The sequence below is a fragment of the Daejeonella sp. genome (assembly GCF_046590655.1).
GTDB lineage: Bacteria > Bacteroidota > Bacteroidia > Sphingobacteriales > Sphingobacteriaceae > Daejeonella.
In genome coordinates this window covers 1-20,661 of record NZ_JBKJUM010000067.1, presented here as the reverse complement: position 1 = coordinate 20,661, position 20,661 = coordinate 1, and the positions used below count along the sequence as shown (strand labels likewise).

Genomic DNA, 20,661 nt, shown 5'->3' with positions numbered 1-20,661 from the left:
AAAAAGTATTATTTTGCAATTAAGATTTGCTTTATATAATTATCAAAACTAATTTTTTTTAATGGTAAAAAATAAAATAGCTCAAGAATCAACATCAATCTCAGAACTTGTGATCCATGGGATCCAGGAAAAAAAAGGAAATGATATTGTCCGTTTGGACCTTAGAAATATACATAGCTCGGTTGCTGACTACTTTGTTATTTGTCACGCTGAGTCATCTACCCAGGTAAAAGCCATTGCACAAAGCGTCGAAGAAGAAGTTTTCAAAGCTCTAAAACTGGATGCCTGGAGAAAAGAAGGTTTGCAAAATGCGGACTGGATTATTCTTGACTACATCGACGTTGTAGTGCATGTTTTCAAAACAGACAAACGCGAGTTTTATGGTATTGAAGATCTTTGGGGCGACGCAGAAATGCAGTCTTTTAAAAGCGCATAAACCACATAGGTTTACGTTTCGTTAGTAATACTACACAATCTTGCACTGAAATGAAAGAAGATAAATTAGATACCAAAAAACCTTTGAAGAAAATACCCGGTAAAAAAATAGTTCCGAAAGCACCAAAGTTTAACATCATGTGGCTTTATGCCATAATCATATTGGGTCTGTTCGTGGTTCAATACATGTTTAGCGGTAATAATGCCCAGCTGATTAACTATCAAAAGTTTGAGAACGAGATGCTTAAAGTCGGGGATGTTGAAAAACTGGTTGCTTATAAAAACGGGGACCTTTACAATGTCGATGTATATATTAAAAAAGATCGTCTGAGTCAACCTCAATATGCAAAGTTAAAAAGTAAAAACAGCATTACCGGGGAAGCAACAGGACCTCATTACTATTTCACCCAGGCTACTTTTGAAAGCTTTGAGACAAAAATTAAAGAAGCCGAGAAAGACATTCCTGTTGCTCAACATGTATCAGTTGTTACTGAATCGCGTGAAAGTCCATGGGCGGGCTGGTTGATGTCTTTTATACTACCTGTTCTTCTGCTGGTAGGGTTCTGGGTTTTCATTATGAAACGAATGGGAGGCGGTGCCGGAGGGGGTGCTGGCGGCCAAATTTTCAATATTGGTAAATCTAAAGCTACGCTGTTTGATAAAGAGTCTCAGGTTACCATAACTTTCAATGATGTAGCCGGCCTTGAAGAAGCAAAACAAGAAGTTATGGAAATTGTGGATTTCCTTAAGAATCCAAAGAAATATACTAATCTGGGGGGTAAGATTCCTAAAGGTGCATTATTAATTGGTGCGCCAGGCACTGGTAAAACACTTATGGCAAAAGCTGTGGCAGGTGAAGCTCAGGTACCATTCTTTTCTTTGTCGGGATCGGATTTCGTAGAGATGTTTGTGGGCGTAGGTGCTTCACGCGTACGTGATTTGTTTAAACAGGCGAAGGACAAGGCTCCATGTATCATATTTATCGACGAGATCGATGCTATTGGTCGTGCACGCGGCAAGAATAATATAGTAGGCGGTAATGATGAACGTGAAAACACACTTAATCAATTGCTGGTGGAAATGGATGGATTTGGTACGGACTCAGGAATTATTATTCTGGCTGCCACAAACAGACCTGATGTACTTGATACTGCTCTTTTGCGGCCTGGAAGATTTGACCGCCAAATTTCTATAGATAAGCCTGATCTGGTTGGACGTGAACAAATCTTCAAAGTCCACCTTAAACCCTTAAAATTGGCTAGTGGAGTAGATGCAAAAAAGCTTTCTGCACAAACGCCAGGCTTTGCTGGTGCTGAAATCGCAAATGTTTGTAATGAAGCCGCATTAATCGCAGCGCGACGTAACAAAGAAGCGGTCGATATGCAGGATTTTCAAGACGCAGTTGACCGTGTGATTGGAGGATTGGAGAAAAAGAATAAAATCATATCTCCCGAAGAGAAGCGAATTGTCGCGTATCATGAAGCAGGACATGCAATAGCAGGCTGGTTTCTTGAACATGCGGACCCTTTGGTAAAGGTTTCAATAGTTCCCCGTGGAGTTGCTGCACTTGGATATGCGCAGTATCTCCCTAAAGAACAGTTTTTATATACAACCGAGCAATTACTGGACGGGATGTGCATGACGCTAGGCGGACGTGTTGCTGAAGATATTGTGTTTAATAAAATATCAACTGGTGCACAAAATGACCTTGAACGGATCACCAAATTGTCGTATGCGATGGTTACGATTTACGGTATGAATGAAAAAGTGGGAAATGTATCGTTCAATGACACTCAAGGAGAATACCAGTTTAACAAACCTTATTCTGAGAAAACCTCGGAAATGATTGATATTGAAGTGCGAAAACAAATTGATTCCGCATATCAACGTACAAAACAGTTGCTTAACGATAAACGCGACGGGCTGGAGAAATTAGCAGAAAAGCTGCTGGAAAAGGAAATCTTGTTTCAGTCGGACCTGGAAGAGATTCTTGGGAAACGCCCCTTCGATAATCGCACTACATACGATGAGTTTGTAAACGGAATTGAACCATCCAATGATATTGCCAAAGAGGGTGTACAGCATGAGGGTGTCGTTGATCACAACGTTGATCTTCCGGAAAATAAATCAACCCTTGATTGAAAATTAATACCATTAGACAGGGGGTTTGCTCAATAACAAATTCCCTGTTTCAACTCAGGTATTCATGAAAGACACTACTTCTAAAGAAAAAATGCTCAAGAAGATTCGAAAGGCCTTACTTGAAAAGAGAGACAATCCATATCCCAATTTAGAAGATACACCTCTATATGAAAATTACACAGACCATATTGATCTATTATTTGCTGAGCAATTAACAGCGGTAGCAGGCAACTTTGTTTTTTGCGAAGATGAAATTCAGCTCATAGAAAACCTGCTCCATCTGGCAGAAGACAAAAACTGGCGAAAAATCTATTGCTGGGAACCAGAAATTCAAGTGCTTCTGGGGAAATATGAATTTCCACACTACACAACCGATACAGATTTCTTAAATGCAGAAGTTGGTATTACCGCATGCGAATCACTTATAGCCCGAAATGGCAGCGTTTTGGTTTCTAATGGTAATTCTGCAGGGAGACGGTTAAGTATTTATCCTCACGTTCATGTCGTTATTGCATTTACTTCGCAGCTAGTTCTGGATCTGAAAGATGCTTTCAAACATCTCAAAATGAAATATCCCGAATCAACCCCTACAATGATTTCAAATATAACCGGTCCTAGCCGTACAGCTGATATAGAGAAAACGCTCGTTCTAGGTGCCCACGGACCTAAAGAACTTTATGTTTTTCTGTTAGATAGTTAAAATTTCTGAAAATTTCTTCATGTTCCGTTCATCTCAGGAATATACATTTGGAATAACCATAAATAAACTATAGACCAATGAAAAAACTTTCGCTTATTAATTACCTTTTATTGAGACTTGGTATCTTGATGTTCAGATTATAGTCACAGATTGGTTCTAGCAGTGACTAATCATTTTTATGTGAAGTAAGTTCCGATCTCTATGAGAAAGAAATACTGTAGTACTGCTTGCTATATAACCCCAAACGACAACATCCAAACTCACTATTCCTGATAAAACTCCAGGAATAAGGGCTTTACCTTGATTATCGCATATAGCGGTACGGCTTATTAAATCAATACTTATCATCGCTTTTGGTATTGGTTTTCCAGTTACAGAGTCAGTGACTACCAGGTCAAGATCAGTGTAGCTCGAAACTTCCTCGTTTCTTTCAGTCAGGATAAAGGCATTTTCGGATATAATAGAATAATCAAGGTATTCTTCCTGTTCAATTGCACTGGTCCCAATCATGATTTTAATTTGTTAAACTTATCACTTAAGAGGTTAACTATTTGAGAGGACAAGTTAGGGTGAGAACCGTTTTAAGTCCATCCGATATTTAACTGTTTTTTAAATATCGAATAAAATTTTAGTATATAACGGATTTTTTACAAGAAAAAATTTAGTCTATCCTAAATCTACTAAAAGAAATAGAAGAAGTTCTATGTTGAATTAGATTCAATCAGGACAAAAATACACAAGGTTGAATGAAACAATACTAATTTTTTATGAAAGGCCGTTGTCTAAGCCCCCTTAATACCGCGCATTTTAGTCCGGGACGTGGAAAACAACTTGATTTATTTTGAATCTACTCATTGTTTTTAATGGAAATACCATACCTTTAAAACATTAAACCATTATAGTATTCAGTATAAAATCCTTTAATGAGCGCCAATATCAAGTCAGTTATTGTAGGAACCGGGAATTATACTCCAGTTAACATTTTTTCAAACAATGACTTTTTAGAACATACTTTCCTTGAAAAAAACGGAAATCCCATCCAAAGGGAAAACCTGGAGATCATCTCCAAGTTTCAGGATATTACAGAAATTGAGGAACGCCGGTATGCAGACCCAAATCACAAGGCATCCGACCTTGGATATTTAGCTGCACTAAATGCCATTGAATCGTCGGGTATCGATCCTGAAACTTTGGACTATATTATAGTTGCACACAATTTCGGCGACATCGCTCCTGGTAGCACCCGCCCGGATGTGCTTCCAACCTTAGGCTCTAGGATCAAACATAAGCTTGGCATAAAAAATCCCGACTGTGTAGCTTATGACCTTCCTTTCGGATGTCCTGGCTGGCTCCAGGGAATGATACAAGCAGATTATTTCATTCGTTCCGGGGATGCACGGCGCATCCTCATTGTTGGTACAGAAACCCTATCGAGAGTAACCGACCCTCATGATCGAGATAGCATGATCTTCGCAGATGGAGCTGGTGCTACTATTCTTGAAGGCCAGGAAAATACCAAAACGGGAATACTGGCACATAAAACTCAAACTCACACATTCGAGGAAGCATTCTATTTATATTCTGCTAAATCAAATAATCAGGAGCTTTTATCTGATGAGTTGTACATTAAAATGGATGGACGTAGAATCTATGAATATGCACTGAAGAATGTCCCTTTGGTTATTGAGCAGGCTCTTCAAAAATCTGGTACAGATTTGACAGAGATTAAAAAAGTTCTGGTGCATCAGGCTAACGGAAAAATGGATGAGGCAATTTTGAAACGCCTATTCAAACTCTACGGAATCCGTGAAGCACCACACCATGTTATGCCAATGACCATCAGTACCCTGGGAAATAGCTCTGTGGCAACAATCCCTACGCTGCTGGACTTGATCATAAAAAAACAATTGAAAATTCATGAATTTAACTCTGGTGACAAAGTTGTATTGGCTTCCGTTGGTGCAGGAATGAATATCAACGCGATGGTTTACCAATTCTGAACCGGATCTCTATTAGATCTGAATCAATTAAATATACATTGTTAACTGGTTTCCGGTTATGACCTTTAACCTACTCCATTAAAAAGGCGATAAATTTAATCTTATCGCCTTTTTATTTTATATAAATTTTTAAACGCCAGGTACTTCTTCCAAAGCAAAACCTTCGTCAACTATAATTCTTCCACAATGTTCGCAAACTATAATTCTTTTGCGTTGGCGAATATCTAATTGTCTTTGAGGAGGAATCTGGTTAAAGCATCCCGAGCATGAATCCCGTTGTATAGTTACGACCGCGAGACCATTCTTGGCATTGTCACGTAAACGATTATAAGCGATTAGCAGGCGTTCCTCAATTATTTTTTCAGCATCATCAGCTTTATGAATAATGCTTGCTTCTTCCTTTTCTGTTTCAGCAGTAATTGTATCCAGTTCAGCCTTTTTGATTTCAAGATCTTTTTTGCGCTCAGTGATAATTGCTAAAGCTTTTTCATAAACTTCAGTCTTATTTTGAATATCGAACGTATGCTCTTTTATTTTTTTCTCAGAAACCTGCACTTCTAAACCCTGTATTTCAATTTCTTTAGAAATTGCGTCATATTCACGATTGTTTTTCACATCACCAAGCTGAACTTCATACTTCTTTGTTGCAGCAAGTGCTTCCTTGATCATGTTCTTGCGGGTCACAATCGAATCCTCGAGCTCATCAAGTTCTGCCTTAATTTTCTGTATCCGTGTTTCTAAACCAGCTACCTCATCTTCAAGATCGGCAACTTCCATTGGAAGCTCACCACGTGTCTGACGAATTTTGTCAATCAGGGTATGAAGGGTTTGGAGTTCGAATAATGCTTTTAATTTCTCTTCTACTGTTTGTTCCATCAAATCAAATAATTTATTGGGTTTGTGTTTTGTGATGTTAAACGGAGCGCAAAGTTACGAAATTTTTCTGTAATTAAATCCAATAATAATTCCTGCGTAAACTGCTCACTCTCAAAATGTCCCACATCGGCAATGACAACTTTTCCTTCGGCATCAAAAAATTCATGATATTTAAAATCTGCAGTAACAAAAATATCCGCGCCTGCATTTACCGCATGACTTAAAAGAAAGCTTCCAGCCCCCCCACAAACGGCAACCCTCCTTACTTTATTCCCGGTAAGAGCAGTATGCCGGATGACTTTAGCATTAAGTCTTTCTTTAATAAATTTTATGAACGTTATTTCATCCTGGTCGTTTTCCAGATTACCGATCATTCCGGATCCTACTCTCGGATGGGGATTACTGACAGGGTAGAGATCATACGACACTTCTTCATAGGGATGAGCCTCAAATAATGCAGCAACTAGTTTCCGTTCGATATTTTCCGGGTAGATTATTTCTATCCTAATCTCAGATTCATCATGTCTTTTACCAATCTCACCCACATGCGGATTTGAACCTTCCCCAGCTTTAAAAGTTCCATAACCTTGGCTGTTGTAGCTACATTCCGAATAATTTCCTATCCATCCTGCACCAGCATCGAACAGTGCATTACGTACTTTCTCAGCATCCGTATCAGGACAAAAAGTTACCAGCTTTTTCAATGCACCCTCTTTTGATTTTAGAATAGTGGGATTAAGCAATCCTAGCTTGTCGCAGATCTTTTTGTTAACTCCTTCAAGTACATTATCAAAATTTGTATGAATTGCATATAAAGCAATATCATTTTTAATGGCCTTAATAACTACTCTCTCGACATAACTCCTGCCATTAAATTTTTTTAAACCACGAAAGACTATAGGGTGGTGCGAGATGACAAGATTGTACCCATTTGCAATCGCTTCGTCAATAACTGCCTCGGTACAGTCTAGTGAAATAAGCGCCCCGCTAAGCTCCATTTCTGGGTCGCCAACAATTAAACCAGCATTATCAAAGTCCTCCTGGAAAGCGAGGGGGGCTAAGGTTTCAAGAAAATTCGTTAATTCCGAGAGTTTCATATTACCGCCCCTACCTATACGGTCGGTGCCATCATCTTCACCATTTGCAAACTTTCGTAAGCAGCTTTTTGGTTGTAATCTGTGGCAATAGATTTATGGTTTATAACATCCACTATTGTGCCTATGAAACATAGACCAGCAGTTAAAATATATAGTATTCCCATTCCCATTTGACCCACAACAAAACGCTGGATTCCGGCAATGCCCAGGAAACCCAAAATGGTAAATAACAATATATCTTGCGGGCTTTTTCGCTTTCCGGAATAAAACATAACGAAGTTTTGGGTTTGTCGCTCGTCCATTCCAGCCATTACTTGTTGAAGGTATGAGTATTCCTCGGGGCTCATGCCCTTCATATTAATGAGCAGATCTTTTTCCATTATAAAGTTTAGTTGTACTCATTAAATTTAAAACGAATTTATTAAATAATTGCACTATCCTAAAAATTAGGATACCAGTAGCCGGAATGCCAAACCAGTGATGCTCTAATGAAAGTCTTACATCTCCATGAAGAAAATAACTGATGGATCTCCCTAGTCCACATCCTGGGCACCATAAAAACACTAGATTCTCAATCGGGCATAGCGTAAAATGATTTACGGATTTTGGGTATGAAATACTAAGTGTTAAAATGGCCGCTGTCCAAATTATGAACTCCAATGGCCACTTACTCAGCATTACAGATGCTTTTGCTTATTCATAAGTATCAATGAAATTGCGAGGTTGAAAAGTATACCAATTAGCAGTGCTGCCGTAACTCTATACATATAATCAGTATTCATTACATTTATATTTAACTGGACATAAACTATGGCAAAGAATGCGGCTATAACTCCGCCAATAATAATAATTTTAAAACCTTCGAAAAGTCCTTCGAAAAACTCCATCTTTCCCCCGGAAACATGATCCCGATAGCTCTTGATGCCCAAATACAGCCCGATAGCTGGGATTAACATAGAAACCCATTCCATCCACTGCATATTGTTGGATTCATCAACTGAATCTTGCGCGTAAACGCCCGAGAAGTGCATGATAAGAATCCATATTCCACTTAAAATCCCTATAGTTATACCATAAATTGCTGCATTTTTCATCGTGTCGTGTGTTTAGATTAATAATATAATGATACTATTTCTAACACCAAAACCCTACAACTGTTGTTGCAGACCCTGTAATTGGCGTTATTATTAACTCTTAAGAACAATCAAATGCTATTAAAGATAGTTAAATAATACGGGTTTCATCCATAGTTATGAATTTACATCGCCTCCGATTTTATTCTCTTTACTCGTATATTTGCGATTGAATTACAGAGCGTGACTATTCGGGATATATTAAATCAGTACAAAACGGATCCCCGTATAGCCATTCTGGCAGAAGCCCTTAATACCGGCATAAGTCAACGGGTCCATCTAAAAGGTCTCATCGGATCAAGCGATTCGGTGCTGGCGACTGCATTGTATTTTATTCAGCACAGGCATATGATCTTTGTACTGCCGGAACGAGAAGAAGCAGCCTATTTCCTAAGCGACCTTGAAAACCTTCTTGAAAAAGAGGTCTTGCTTTTTCCCTCTTCATTTCGAAAATCATTTGAATTCACGCAGGTTGATAATAGCAATGTACTTCAACGCGCAGAAGTTCTCAATGAACTCATCCACTCGAGCGAGTTTGGGAAAATTATTGTCACCTATCCCGAAGCTCTTGCTGAGAAAGTAATCGACCGTGCCGCACTTGAAAAAAATACACTGGAAATTTCGACTGGAAACAAACTTAGTATAGAATTTATAAATGAGTTTTTGGTCGAGTATGATTTTGAACGTGTAGATTTCGTTTATGAACCCGGGCAATTTTCTGTCCGAGGCGGAATTGTAGATATCTTTTCTTTTTCACATGATCTCCCTTATCGCGTTGAGTTTTTCGGAGATTATATTGAAAGTATCCGGACGTTTGAAATTGAGGACCAGCTTTCTGTTGAGCAGGTTAAAAGCATTACCATCGTTCCTAACGTACAGTCCAAATTCCTTACAGAACACAATATTTCACTTCTTGAATATATCGAAAAAGACACATTAGTGTGGTTTAAGGATGTTCAATTTACCCTCGACGTAGTAAAAGGTGGGTATAAGAAAGCTGTCGACTTCTGGAAAGCACTATCTGCCGAGGATAAGAATCAAAATCCAAAATGGATAGATCCAAAATATAATTTCACCGATGAAAAATTGCTTGCAGATCAGCTTCGAGATTTCTCCATTGTGGAATTTGGCAAACAGTTTTTCTATCAGCCTACCACTACTCTATCTCTGGAAATCAAACCCCAGCCATCTTTTAATAAAGATTTCAATCTGCTTATTCACAATTTTAAAGAAAACGAAAAAGCTGGTATAGAGAATCTAATCTTTACCGATTCGTCAAAACAGATAGAACGGCTATATAGCATTTTCGAAGACATCGACCCCACGGTAAAATTTAAACCCGTTCATTTATCTCTGAGAGAAGGTTTTATAGATCCTGGCCAAAAGCTTGCCTGCTATACGGATCATCAGATTTTCGATCGATATTATAAATACAAACTAAAAAAAGGTTATACCCGCTCGCAAGCAATCACCTTAAAAGAGCTTCGGGATTTAAAACCCGGTGATTATATTACCCATATTGACCATGGTATCGGCAAGTACGCCGGACTCGAAAAGGTTGATGTAAACGGGCGTTCGCAGGAAATGATACGGCTGGTATATGCCGATAACGACCTGTTGTATGTCAATATCAACTCCCTGAATCGAATTTCTAAGTATTCAGGAAAGGACGGAACAATTCCGAAAATGAATAAGCTTGGGACCGATGTCTGGGACAAGCTAAAAAAAACAACTAAAAAAAAAGTTAAAGATATCGCCCGCGACCTCATAAAGCTTTACGCGATAAGAAAAGCTCAGACAGGAACCGCTTTTCTCCCCGATACATACTTACAAACAGAGCTTGAAGCCTCTTTTATTTATGAAGATACTCCTGACCAGGTTAAAGCCACTGCCGACGTAAAAAAAGATATGGAATCACCGCATCCAATGGACCGTCTGGTCTGTGGGGATGTGGGGTTTGGAAAGACTGAGATTGCGATTCGTGCAGCATTTAAAGCGGTTGCGGACAGCAAACAGGTTGCTATCCTGGTACCTACTACAATTCTTGCTTTACAGCATTACAAGACATTCACTTCGCGCCTGGCTGAATTCCCATGCACAATTGACTACATTAATCGGTTTAAATCCGCAAAGCAGATAAAAGAAACCTTACAAAAACTAGCTGATGGAAAAGTTGATATCATAATCGGAACCCACAGAATCGTAAGTAAAGATGTAAAATTTAAGGATCTCGGTTTATTAATCATCGATGAAGAGCAAAAATTTGGTGTTAGTGTAAAGGAAAAACTGAAGCAATTCCGTGCGAATGTAGATACGCTAACCCTTACAGCAACTCCGATACCCCGCACTCTCCACTTCTCATTAATGGGCGCCCGTGACCTAAGCATAATAAGTACACCCCCCCCAAACAGGCAACCAGTCCTTACTGAACTGCATGTGTTCAACGAAAAACTCATTAAGGAAGCGGTGGAGTACGAAATTGACCGTGGCGGACAGATTTTTTTTATTCATAACAGGGTTCAGGACCTGATGCAGCTCGGCGGATTTATCAACACCCTTGTTCCGAAAGCACGAATTGGTATAGCCCACGGACAGCTTGAAGGCGATGCGCTGGAAGACGTAATGCTTAAATTTGTTTCAGGCGAATACGACGTACTTGTTGCGACAACGATTATTGAAGCAGGATTGGATATAGCAAATGCTAACACTATCCTAATTAATCATGCGCATATGTTTGGATTGAGCGATCTGCATCAAATGCGGGGTAGGGTTGGACGGTCGAACAAAAAGGCATTTTGTTACTTATTGAGTCCCCCACTCTCCACCCTCACCAATGAGGCGCGGAAGCGTCTTAGCGCGATAGAGGAGTTTTCGGATTTGGGCAGTGGCTTTAATGTTGCCATGCGCGACCTGGATATTCGCGGAAGCGGAAATCTGCTTGGAGCGGAGCAAAGTGGTTTTATAGCCGAAATAGGTTTTGAAATGTATCACAAAATTCTTGACGAGGCAATCCAGGAGTTAAAAGATGACGAGTTCAAGAACTTGTTTAGTGAAGAAAAACCCCGACCATTTATATCATTCACTCACGTTGATACGGATCTGGAAGTCATGATTCCCGATGAATACGTAACCAACATTGCAGAGCGCTATAATCTATATACCGAGCTATCCAACATTGAGAGCGAATTGGCATTAAATGTATTCAGACAAAAGCTAGCCGACCGCTTTGGGCCCATTCCACCGCAGGTTGATGAACTTATTAATACCTGGCGCCTTCAATGGCTTGGTAAAATGATCGGTTTTGAAAAGATCACCTTCAAAAAGGGGATTCTCAGGGGTTACTTTATTAGTAATCAACAATCGCCTTATTACGAAACTGAGCAGTTTAACAGGGTCCTGCAATTTGTCCAGGCACATCCGCGAATTTGCAATCTAAAAGAGGTGAAAAACTCGCTGCGACTGGCGATAGAACATTTAAATACGCTCGACATGGCTATAGGCATGATGCAGGAAATTGCCTTAAACGATCCTGCTATTCACTAATCTGGAATGTAATAGGCTGAACGTAAGCTGTTCTTGCCGGGTGTCCTTCGACCATACCCGGTTTCCAGGGCGGAGATAATTTTAAAACGCGAATTGCTTCTTCATCGCAACCGTTACCAATACCTTTTATGACTTTGAAGTCGGAAAGAGTTCCATTTTTTTCTACAACAAACCCAATGTAGACCTTACCCTGGGTTCTGTTTTCTCTGGCTTGTACCGGGTATCTTAACGCTGAACCAAGATATCTTGCCAATGCTTTTGAACCGCCATGATACTCAGGAGCCACCTCCACGCTGCCCAAGTCATACAATTTTCCTTCATATCTGGCGTCCGGATTTCCTGTTTCGGGAGATGGTGCCGTTTGCGGTACTGGTGTATTTTCAACTTTCTCAATTACATCTGCCTGCCATCCGGTTTCTTCCCCAACTAAACTATCCTGATTTGCACCTAAATCATAGGAAACCAGATTCTTGATTTCCAATTCCCGAAGAGAGCTTATCTTTCCATCCTCATTGATTATCATTTCATATTTGACATCTGCAGACTCCTCTTTATTTACAGATAGCTTTATATAGTTGACACTAGCCCAATAGGTTGCTGTCAGTTCAGTACCATTTCTATTATAATCCAGAGAAGAAACAATCCACTCTAGCCTTAAATTTTGCATATCCGACCTGCGTTTGAAATATAGATTCTTTAAACGCTTATACGTTAAATTGTGATAGTTAAAATACGTTTGAGTAATCGGGGAAAAATAACTTGGCGGATCGAAATAACCGCGTCGTTGATCCGTATAGAATGCTTCAATAAACTTTATGAGAGAAGATCTCACCTCTGAATCTGACATGCTCGCATTCTCATTCAAGACATCAGAATTATCGTCGTCGATAACTGCTATAACTTCCTGCTTTCCGGTAAATAAGCTATTAAGATTATCAACAAAAAGTGTGAGATAACCCATTACGAGGATTATTACCCCGAGCCCAATACCCATATACAGCAAGGATTTATCTTTTTTGATATCCCCTGCAATAGTGTCTTGGTGTGAGTCAGCCGGCTCTTTCATTATATCAGATTTCATCTAAAAAAGTTCATCAATAACCTTCAGATAACCTTGGGATCGTCTACGATATTCTAATCAGAAAGTTTTTACGAATTGCAAATATACAAATACAAGAGGTGCGGCGAGCAATAATCCATCAAATCGATCCAATAAACCGCCATGACCGGGAAGCAATGAGCCGGAATCTTTAGTAGAAAGACTTCTTTTGAGCATGGATTCACACAAATCGCCCAAGGTTCCTGCTGTAACAATGATAACCGCCATTCCCAACCATTGGATAAGGGAGAGCTCATCAAAATACATGGAAATGATAAAGGCAGCAGTCATGCTTGTTACCATTCCTCCAACAAAACCTTCCCAGGACTTTTTCGGCGAATGGCGCTCAAATAAGCGGTGCTTACCTAGTTTTACACCAAAAAGGTAAGCTCCGGTATCGCTAGACCATAAAAGCAGCAGGAAAGCAAGAGGATAATGGAACGAATATGTGCCGTCTATAAAAGCTATGGCATAGAAAAAGCAAAATGGAACTGCCGCAAAAAGCACTCCGAAAATAGTATAAGAAATGTTATGAAAAGGATTAGGATATTTTCTGTAAAGCTCAGCCACGATGATCATTATTGTTATTGGTACGCATATGAGCAGGTTGATGAGTGGCTCGCCCTGAAACAAATACATACTCAACGGCAAAAATATACTGATAACCAGCACCAGGCCCCAGCGCTTTTGGGGCTTCACTTCCGAAGTTGTTACGAGCCGGTAAAACTCCTCCGTACATAGGCCACTGAGTATTAAGAAAAAAAGGGTAAACGCATAGGCTCCAAGAAGTACTGATGCAAGCATTACCCCCACGAAGAAAAATCCGGTTATTGCCCTTGTTTTCATTAGAGTTCGTTATTAATAATTATTTCTAGTGCCTTCTGAAAATTACCTTCATGAATATATACCTCCACTTCGCCCATTCGATATGGAAACCCTTGTTTATTTATTATTATAGCGTCAATTTCGTTGTCGATTAAAACCTGTCTGACAAGTTCAGACTTAAAAAAATCAGCCGATGTGTAAATCTTAATCCAGCCTGCTTCCATCCGTTCGATCAGATAAATTTAAGCTATACCTTAATGACGTGGTATAAAAAATCCAGAGGAGGAAGCTGCAAGCTAAAAAACTAATTATATAGACATAATAAGCTACCGGATCCGGCTGCTCGAGTTTATCTAACGAAATACCTTTTTGCTGATAAACAAAGGCTGTAATAACTGCAACAGCATTATTTATGAAGTGGCTTAAAATCGGAATCCAAATAGTACGGCTCCAAACTAAAAGATATCCAAAAAGAGCTCCCAACAACATCCTGGGCAAAAATCCATAGAACTGAACATGTATAGCACTAAAAATTATTGCGGTGACCCATATTGCAACATGCTTATTGCCTGTCCATTTTGCAAAAATCTTTTGAAGGCATCCCCTGAAAATAAGTTCTTCACCTACCGCAGGGATAATTGCCAACATGAAAATGTTAAATATTAATACTCCAGGGGTATTCATTGTCAATAGCTGTTTTGTCATTTCAGACATCTCCAGCTCTTTGATAAGCATCCATTGTTCCAGATCTCTAAGAAAATACGGCAAGTTCATATTTCTATTGAGTTCTGCACTTAGTTCGAGCATGGGCCCTGAACTAATCATAATCAGTAGGGTAATTAGAATAAGTACAGATGGGAATTCTTTCAATCTCAAATATGCCGTCCAATTCTGACTTTCTAGACGTGCAAAAAACAAAGCTGGAACTATAAACATCCCGGTTGAAATAAATAGCTGGAGAAGCTTAATTACTTCTATGGATGATGCTGACCCGGTGGAAGCATTGAGCATTTCCTTCATCCCATAAATTGTTATCACTGCAATAAATGCCAGGAGCATAAACGTTACTGCGCCCGCGATCATCAAAAGCAAAAGCAAAAGCAATGAAATAAAAGGATGACGTTGTGCTGACGCAGGTTTAAGCATACTGTTTAATTATTCGTAATTTTGCGTTTTGAACACTGATAACTGGGTTGAAAGATAGTTAATGTCTGTTAAGATTGGAAATATAGATTTAGGGGATTTTCCGCTGTTGCTAGCACCAATGGAAGATGTTAGCGATCCACCATTTCGTTTTGTATGTAAACAGAATGGGGTGGATATGATGTACACGGAATTCATTTCTTCTGAGGGATTGATTCGGGATGCTGCAAAGAGCGTAGCAAAACTCGATATTTTTGAATACGAGCGTCCGATAGGCATACAAATTTTTGGGAGTGAGATTGATTCGATGCGGGAGGCAACCAAAATAGCTTCAGCAGCTAAACCAGATCTTATCGATATAAATTATGGCTGCCCCGTTAAGAATGTAGCATGCCGCGGTGCCGGGGCGAGCCTTCTTCAGGACATCGACCGAATGGTGCTAATGACCCGGGCTGTTGTTGAATCAACCCACCTTCCTGTAACGGTGAAAACCCGTCTTGGCTGGGATGATAACACTAAAAATGTTTATGAAGTTGCGGAACGCTTGCAGGATGTTGGAATCCAGGCTTTAACTATACATGGCCGAACAAGAGCTCAGATGTATAAAGGCGAGGCTGACTGGACGCTTATCCGCGAGATAAAAAGAAATCCCAGGATCAAGATTCCTATTTTTGGTAACGGTGACGTAAATTCTATCGAAAAAGCTGCCAGCTGGCGAATGGAATATGAGATAGACGGAATTATGATCGGGAGAGCGGCTATAGGTTACCCCTGGATATTCCGTGAAATAAAACATTTTTTCATGACCGGAGAATATCTTCCGGAGCCCACAATTTCAGAAAGGGTTTCCGTTTGCCGGACACACTTTGAGAAATCCATATTGTGGAAAGGTGAAAAAACAGGAATTTTTGAGATGAGAAGGCATTATGCTAATTATTTTAAGGGCATTCCGGACTTTAAAGAATACCGGATGAGGTTAGTTTCCTTGCAAGATATTCAAGATATTTATTCGACACTTGATGAAATAAATGAACGGTTTCAAATAGAAATGGCCTAATTATTGGGTTTATTTTTATATTGTCCTATCAAAAGCAATTAATATGGTAACCAAAATTACTGATGGAGTAAAAATATCGGTAGAAACTATTTACCAGCCTGAATATTCAAATCCGGCCAATGAACATTTTATGTTCGCCTATCGCGTCAATATTGAAAATCTTACCGATAAAAGCGTGCAATTGCTCAATCGTAATTGGCAAATTTTCGATTCTAATGGAACAAATCGTGAGGTGGAGGGTGAGGGTGTAGTTGGACAACAACCGGTCATTGAGCCTGGTGATAACCATGAATATGTTTCCGGATGTAACTTGAAAACGGATATGGGCAGTATGAAAGGTTCGTATGAGATGGAACGAATGGTCGATGGGCTAAAATTCAGAGTAAACATTCCTGAGTTTTACCTTATAGCACCTTACAAACTTAACTAACATCAAGCTCTTTTACAGCAAACTGTAGAGTGGTATCCCAGTTTGCGGGTCCAGACCATACTTTTCGTAAAGCTCATTGACTTTTATTAACAACCCAACTCTTCTGTGTTTGCTAATGCATAAAAAAGCCAGACTGAAGATCTGGCTTAATATTAATTAATTTCACGATTAAACCTTTATTCTCTTCTGCCAGCAAGCATACTCGCATAATAAACAAGCGTTGCTAATGATCCTAAGGCTGCTACGACATATGTTACTGCCGCCCACCATAAAGCATCTTTGGCCTGATCGTTTTCAACGGACGTCTGCATGATTCCACGGTTGCTTTGCAGCCATGCTAAAGCCCGGTTACTTGCATCAAACTCAACCGGAAGGGTAATAAATGCAAAAATGGTTACTAAGGCCAGTGCTCCTACTCCAATTGCCAGAACCATGATATTACCAGAGAATATAAGGAGCATCACACCAATCATCAAAGCCCACTGTGTGATCTTTGAAGCTACATTCACTGCTGGAACTACAGCAGACCTGAATTTAAGCCAGTTATACGCTGTAGCATGCTGAACCGCATGTCCGCATTCATGAGCGGCAACTGCCGCGGCTGCCACACTTCGTCCGTGAAATACTTCAGGACTTAGATTTACAGTTCTATCCGCTGGATTATAGTGGTCGGTTAATTGCCCTTCAACCGAGATTACTTTCACATTTGATATCCCGTTATCGTTCAACATCTTTTCGGCTATATCTTTCCCAGACATGCCCGAACCAAGAGGCATCTCGGAGTATTGTTTAAACTTGCTTTTGAAGCGCCATTGAACTGCAAAACTAATTACAGCAATAACTATCATTAATATTAGTCCCATAGTGATATTTTTTGTAAAGTATATTCAATAACTATTCCGAATAAAATTACTCACAATTAAATTACCTTTAATATCCATGGCACAAAGTTTTTCATACTGGGAACAAACATCATTCCTCACTGGTTTTGATGTGCTCATAATAGGTAGCGGCATAGTAGGTTTAAGTGCCGCTTTTCGATTAAAAAGCCAAAGTCCATCCATGCGTATTGCGATAATTGAATCTGGATTTTTACCATCAGGCGCTAGCACCAAAAATGCCGGTTTTGCATGCTTTGGAAGCGTTTCCGAAGCTATGAATGAGCTTAAGATTAGCGGCGAAGAAAGCTTTTTGCAAATGGTTGAGATGCGCTGGAAAGGACTATCCAGACTTAGAAAAAACCTGGGTGATGCGTGCATAAATTTTGAACCTTCCCGAGGTTATGAAATATTCAAAGATTCGGAAGAGATTTTCGCTGTAGAGTGCATAGAGCAGATTGATTATCTCAATAACCTGATTAAGCCGATTATTGGAAAACATGACATTTATTCAGTGACTAATGCTAAAATTGCAGAAAATGGGTTTTCGGGAGTAAAATACCTTATTGAAAATAAATATGAGGGTATGCTCGACACAGGCAAAATGATTGGCAGACTTATTTCAATAGTAGCTGGTCTTGGAGTAAAAATCTTCAACTGCTGTAAAGTTCAGCAATTCACCAGCGATGGCGTTCAACATCGCATATTTACGAATCAGGGCGAGTTTAAGGCCCGATCAATCATCGTAGCAACAAACGCTTTTGCTAAAGAATTGTTACCGGAACTTGAGGTAATCCCTGGTCGTGGCCAGGTATTAATTACTGAGCCAATCCCCAACCTGAAGGTTGGTGGAGCTTTCCATTATAACCGCGGCTATACTTACTTTCGAAACATCGATAATCGTATACTACTGGGTGGCTTTCGTAATCTTGATTTTTATGGTGAACAAACTAGCGAACCTGGTTTAACAGACCTTATTCAAACCGCACTTGAACGGCTTCTTTATGAAACTATCCTTCCGGGTCAACGTCCCAAAATTGAATTCCGTTGGAGTGGGGTTATGGGTTTTGGTCCGGAACCACGGCCCATTGTTAAAGAAATCCGTCCAGGAGTTTATTGCGCCGTCCGTTGCAACGGCATGGGTATCGCCATCGGCACCCTACTTGGGGAGGAGGTTGCAGATCTGGTGAATTTTTAAACGAAGTAAATTTGTCCGCGATTTACCGACGTCAAATTCAGATATGAAAATCCCTGGGACGCAATTTTCATTATTGCAGGATTATAGATTTCCGTAAAATTGTATTTTTGATAAAATTTTTATCAATGGATATATCTTTTGTTCTTGGAGTGGGGCTTATTTTAACGATTATTCTTTTCTTCTTTAATGGAAATTCCAAAAAACCAGTTGTTTCTTTGGAAGATTTGAACAGACTAAAGACAGAAAATGACGGGTTCAGGATCAGCTGTGCTAAAGCAGAAGAAAGGGCCGAAAATTTTAAAGCTGAATCAGATGATTTAAAATCACAATTAGTTTTTGAAAGACAAAAACTCTCAGATGCCATGCAATCACTAGAAAGTTCCAGGTCCTATGTCAAGGCCCAACAGGAGAGGGTTGAAGAGCAGAAGCTTGAGTTAAAAAGTAACCAGGAGAAATTCAACAAAGATTTTGAGCTTATTGCTTCCCGTATTCTGGAAGAAAAAACGAACAAGTTCACGGAGCAGAATCGTTCTAATCTGGATATTTTATTAAATCCGCTAAAGGAAAATATTAAGGCTTTTGAGGAAAAAGTTGATAAGGTTTATAAAGCTGAATCAGACGAACGTAACGTGCTAAAAGGGCACATCAGCCAGCTCATGGAACAGACTAACCTGATGAACATGGAGACTCAAAATCTTACTAAAGCCCTTAAAGGCGATAATAAAAAACAAGGCAATTGGGGTGAAATGATTCTTGAGAGGGTTCTTGAAAGGTCAGGTTTGGTTAAGGATCAGGAATACCGGATTCAAAAAAGCTTGCAGACATCTGATGGAAGCCGCTTCCAGCCGGACGTGGTTATTGATCTTCCGGATGATAAGCATTTGATTGTTGATGCTAAAGTTTCGCTAATTGCTTATGAACGACTGGTGAACTGCGACAACGACGAAGACATAGATCTGTTTTCGCGACAGCATTTAGCCTCGATCAGGAGTCATGTTAGCGACCTATCCGCAAAAAATTACAGCGAACTTTATAAGATCAACTCTCCCGACTTCGTCATGTTATTTATTCCTATCGAGTCGTGTTTTAGTGTTGCTGTTCAAAAAGATGCTGAATTGTTCAATTACGCCTGGGATAAACGTGTGGTAATAGTCAGCCCTTCTACGCTCCTTGCAACCCTGCGGACGATTGCAAGCATGTGGAAACAGGAGCGTCAGAATAGAAATGTGATGGAAATCGCGCGGCTAAGTGGAGAGATGTACGATAAATTTGTGGGATTTATAGCCGACATGGATGGTATAGGCAAAAACATTAAACAAAGCCAGGATGCTTACGAGAGGGCTTTGAACAAACTTAGCAGTGGAAGGGGAAATCTTACCGTTACAGCCGAAAAGATAAAAAAATTGGGGGCTAAGGCTGGCAAGCAACTGGATCATAGATTAATAGCAGATGAAGAAGAGTAGATTTGAGTTTCACGGAAAACTGCCAGCCGAAACAATTCCTTTGGGCCAGCGCGCCCGTTGCGAGAAATATAATAAAGAGGGTTCCAATAATTTGATATCTCAAATCAATTTAATTTACGGTCATTCTGTCAAAGTTTTTAGAGAATTCCAGCCCTGCGCCTTTATTTGGTGAACTTTATTAGATTTGGAAATGAGGTTACACCCTGCAGAAGCTTCTGTAATATGGCCAATAATCGAAATATCGGGGTTATTTCTGATCTTTTCAAAATCTGTTTGCTTGACCGTAAATAACAGTTCATAATCTTCACCACCATTCAACGCACAAACCGTAGGGTCAATGCCAAAATCGCGTGCCGTATCGTAGGTCATTGGATCGATAGGAATTTTTTCTTCATAAAGATTACAACCCTTGTTCGACTGTTTACAAATGTGAAGGATCTCGGAAGCCAGGCCGTCTGAAATATCAATCATTGAAGTTGGTTTTACTTTGATTGTTTTCAAGACCTCTATAATATCCTTTCGTGATTCCGGTTTAAGCTGCCGTTCAACTATATAATCTTTTCCCTCCAGGTCGGGCTGAATATTGGGGTTTTCGAGAAAAATGTTCTTCTCGCGTTCCAGAAGTTGCAATCCAATATAAGC

General features: G+C 39.7%; 20 protein-coding genes. 9 read left to right on the top strand and 11 right to left on the bottom strand.

From position 1 onward, the window contains the following. Positions 1–61 precede the first annotated feature (61 nt). From rsfS to ACLL8Z_RS07285, 3 genes are all read left to right on the top strand, one after another. A complete protein-coding gene (gene rsfS, locus ACLL8Z_RS07295) occupies positions 62–436 on the top strand; it encodes a ribosome silencing factor (RefSeq protein ID WP_411274111.1) in 375 nt (124 codons plus the stop codon). A gap of 50 nt (positions 437–486) precedes the next feature. Further along, positions 487–2,577, top strand: a complete 2,091-nt coding sequence (gene ftsH, locus ACLL8Z_RS07290; protein ID WP_411274110.1) for an ATP-dependent zinc metalloprotease FtsH — start codon at positions 487–489, stop codon at positions 2,575–2,577. A 64-nt stretch (positions 2,578–2,641) separates the two neighbouring features. After that, complete coding sequence (locus ACLL8Z_RS07285) at positions 2,642–3,277, top strand: LutC/YkgG family protein (RefSeq protein WP_411274109.1); 636 nt, start codon at positions 2,642–2,644, stop codon at positions 3,275–3,277. Positions 3,278–3,433: 156 nt separating this feature from the next. Here the strand turns inward: ACLL8Z_RS07285 and ACLL8Z_RS07280 are convergent, their stop codons facing one another. Continuing rightward, complete coding sequence (locus tag ACLL8Z_RS07280; RefSeq protein WP_411274108.1) at positions 3,434–3,787, bottom strand: hypothetical protein; 354 nt, start codon at positions 3,785–3,787, stop codon at positions 3,434–3,436. 413 nt (positions 3,788–4,200) lie between these two features. Here ACLL8Z_RS07280 and ACLL8Z_RS07275 point away from each other — a divergent pair, with 413 nt between their 5' ends. After that, positions 4,201–5,277, top strand: coding sequence for a 3-oxoacyl-ACP synthase III family protein (locus tag ACLL8Z_RS07275; RefSeq protein WP_411274107.1), 1,077 nt, complete (start codon positions 4,201–4,203; stop codon positions 5,275–5,277). Positions 5,278–5,406: 129 nt separating this feature from the next. On the opposite strand, the gene ACLL8Z_RS07270 is transcribed toward ACLL8Z_RS07275, so the two are convergent. Genes ACLL8Z_RS07270 through ACLL8Z_RS07250 form a run of 5 tightly spaced genes read right to left on the bottom strand, consistent with a single transcriptional unit; the run spans position 5,407 to position 8,344 of the window. Next, positions 5,407–6,153: a zinc ribbon domain-containing protein gene (locus tag ACLL8Z_RS07270; protein WP_411274112.1), complete on the bottom strand. Its 747-nt coding sequence runs from the start codon at positions 6,151–6,153 to the stop codon at positions 5,407–5,409. Beyond that, positions 6,153–7,250, bottom strand: coding sequence for a Nif3-like dinuclear metal center hexameric protein (locus ACLL8Z_RS07265; protein ID WP_411274106.1), 1,098 nt, complete (start codon positions 7,248–7,250; stop codon positions 6,153–6,155). The genes ACLL8Z_RS07270 and ACLL8Z_RS07265 overlap by 1 nt, the downstream gene beginning before the upstream one ends. Positions 7,251–7,264: 14 nt before the next feature. After that, the gene (locus ACLL8Z_RS07260) at positions 7,265–7,630 is read right to left on the bottom strand and encodes an NINE protein (RefSeq protein WP_411274105.1); all 366 of its coding nucleotides are present in this window, start codon (positions 7,628–7,630) and stop codon (positions 7,265–7,267) included. Further along, positions 7,608–7,928, bottom strand: coding sequence for a DUF2752 domain-containing protein (locus tag ACLL8Z_RS07255; protein WP_411274104.1), 321 nt, complete (start codon positions 7,926–7,928; stop codon positions 7,608–7,610). Before ACLL8Z_RS07255 ends, ACLL8Z_RS07260 begins: the two co-directional genes overlap by 23 nt. Beyond that, entirely contained in the window at positions 7,928–8,344 is a 417-nt protein-coding gene (locus ACLL8Z_RS07250) for a DUF4199 family protein (protein ID WP_411274103.1), read from the bottom strand. Before ACLL8Z_RS07250 ends, ACLL8Z_RS07255 begins: the two co-directional genes overlap by 1 nt. Before the next feature lie 222 nt (positions 8,345–8,566). On the opposite strand from ACLL8Z_RS07250, the gene mfd reads away from it, so the two are divergent. Next, the gene (mfd, locus tag ACLL8Z_RS07245) at positions 8,567–11,926 is read left to right on the top strand and encodes a transcription-repair coupling factor (RefSeq protein WP_411274102.1); all 3,360 of its coding nucleotides are present in this window, start codon (positions 8,567–8,569) and stop codon (positions 11,924–11,926) included. Here mfd and ACLL8Z_RS07240 read toward each other — a convergent pair. From ACLL8Z_RS07240 to ACLL8Z_RS07230, 3 genes are all read right to left on the bottom strand, one after another. Then, entirely contained in the window at positions 11,916–13,007 is a 1,092-nt protein-coding gene (locus ACLL8Z_RS07240; protein ID WP_411274101.1) for an energy transducer TonB, read from the bottom strand. The two genes, mfd and ACLL8Z_RS07240, sit on opposite strands and share 11 nt — an antisense overlap. 57 nt (positions 13,008–13,064) lie before the next feature. Continuing rightward, on the bottom strand, positions 13,065–13,871 hold the full coding sequence (locus ACLL8Z_RS07235) for a phosphatidate cytidylyltransferase (RefSeq protein WP_411274100.1): 807 nt from the start codon (positions 13,869–13,871) through the stop codon (positions 13,065–13,067). Between the two features lie 183 nt (positions 13,872–14,054). Beyond that, positions 14,055–14,996, bottom strand: a complete 942-nt coding sequence (locus ACLL8Z_RS07230; protein WP_411274099.1) for a CPBP family intramembrane glutamic endopeptidase — start codon at positions 14,994–14,996, stop codon at positions 14,055–14,057. Positions 14,997–15,057: 61 nt separating this feature from the next. On the opposite strand from ACLL8Z_RS07230, the gene dusB reads away from it, so the two are divergent. Beyond that, on the top strand, positions 15,058–16,050 hold the full coding sequence (dusB, locus tag ACLL8Z_RS07225; protein WP_411274098.1) for a tRNA dihydrouridine synthase DusB: 993 nt from the start codon (positions 15,058–15,060) through the stop codon (positions 16,048–16,050). Between the two features lie 43 nt (positions 16,051–16,093). Next, positions 16,094–16,480, top strand: a complete 387-nt coding sequence (apaG, locus tag ACLL8Z_RS07220; RefSeq protein ID WP_411274097.1) for a Co2+/Mg2+ efflux protein ApaG — start codon at positions 16,094–16,096, stop codon at positions 16,478–16,480. A gap of 176 nt (positions 16,481–16,656) precedes the next feature. Here the strand turns inward: apaG and ACLL8Z_RS07215 are convergent, their stop codons facing one another. Next, positions 16,657–17,343 carry a zinc metallopeptidase gene (locus tag ACLL8Z_RS07215; protein WP_411274096.1) on the bottom strand — a complete coding sequence of 229 codons (687 nt, stop codon included), beginning with the start codon at positions 17,341–17,343 and terminating at the stop codon, positions 16,657–16,659. 76 nt (positions 17,344–17,419) lie between these two features. On the opposite strand from ACLL8Z_RS07215, the gene ACLL8Z_RS07210 reads away from it, so the two are divergent. Beyond that, complete coding sequence (locus ACLL8Z_RS07210; RefSeq protein ID WP_411274095.1) at positions 17,420–18,556, top strand: NAD(P)/FAD-dependent oxidoreductase; 1,137 nt, start codon at positions 17,420–17,422, stop codon at positions 18,554–18,556. Positions 18,557–18,681: 125 nt separating this feature from the next. Then, positions 18,682–20,019, top strand: coding sequence for a DNA recombination protein RmuC (locus tag ACLL8Z_RS07205; protein ID WP_411274094.1), 1,338 nt, complete (start codon positions 18,682–18,684; stop codon positions 20,017–20,019). Between the two features lie 120 nt (positions 20,020–20,139). Here ACLL8Z_RS07205 and ACLL8Z_RS07200 read toward each other — a convergent pair. After that, a partial coding sequence (locus tag ACLL8Z_RS07200) for a thiamine-phosphate kinase (protein WP_411274093.1) occupies positions 20,140–20,661 on the bottom strand: 522 nt, incomplete at its 5' end.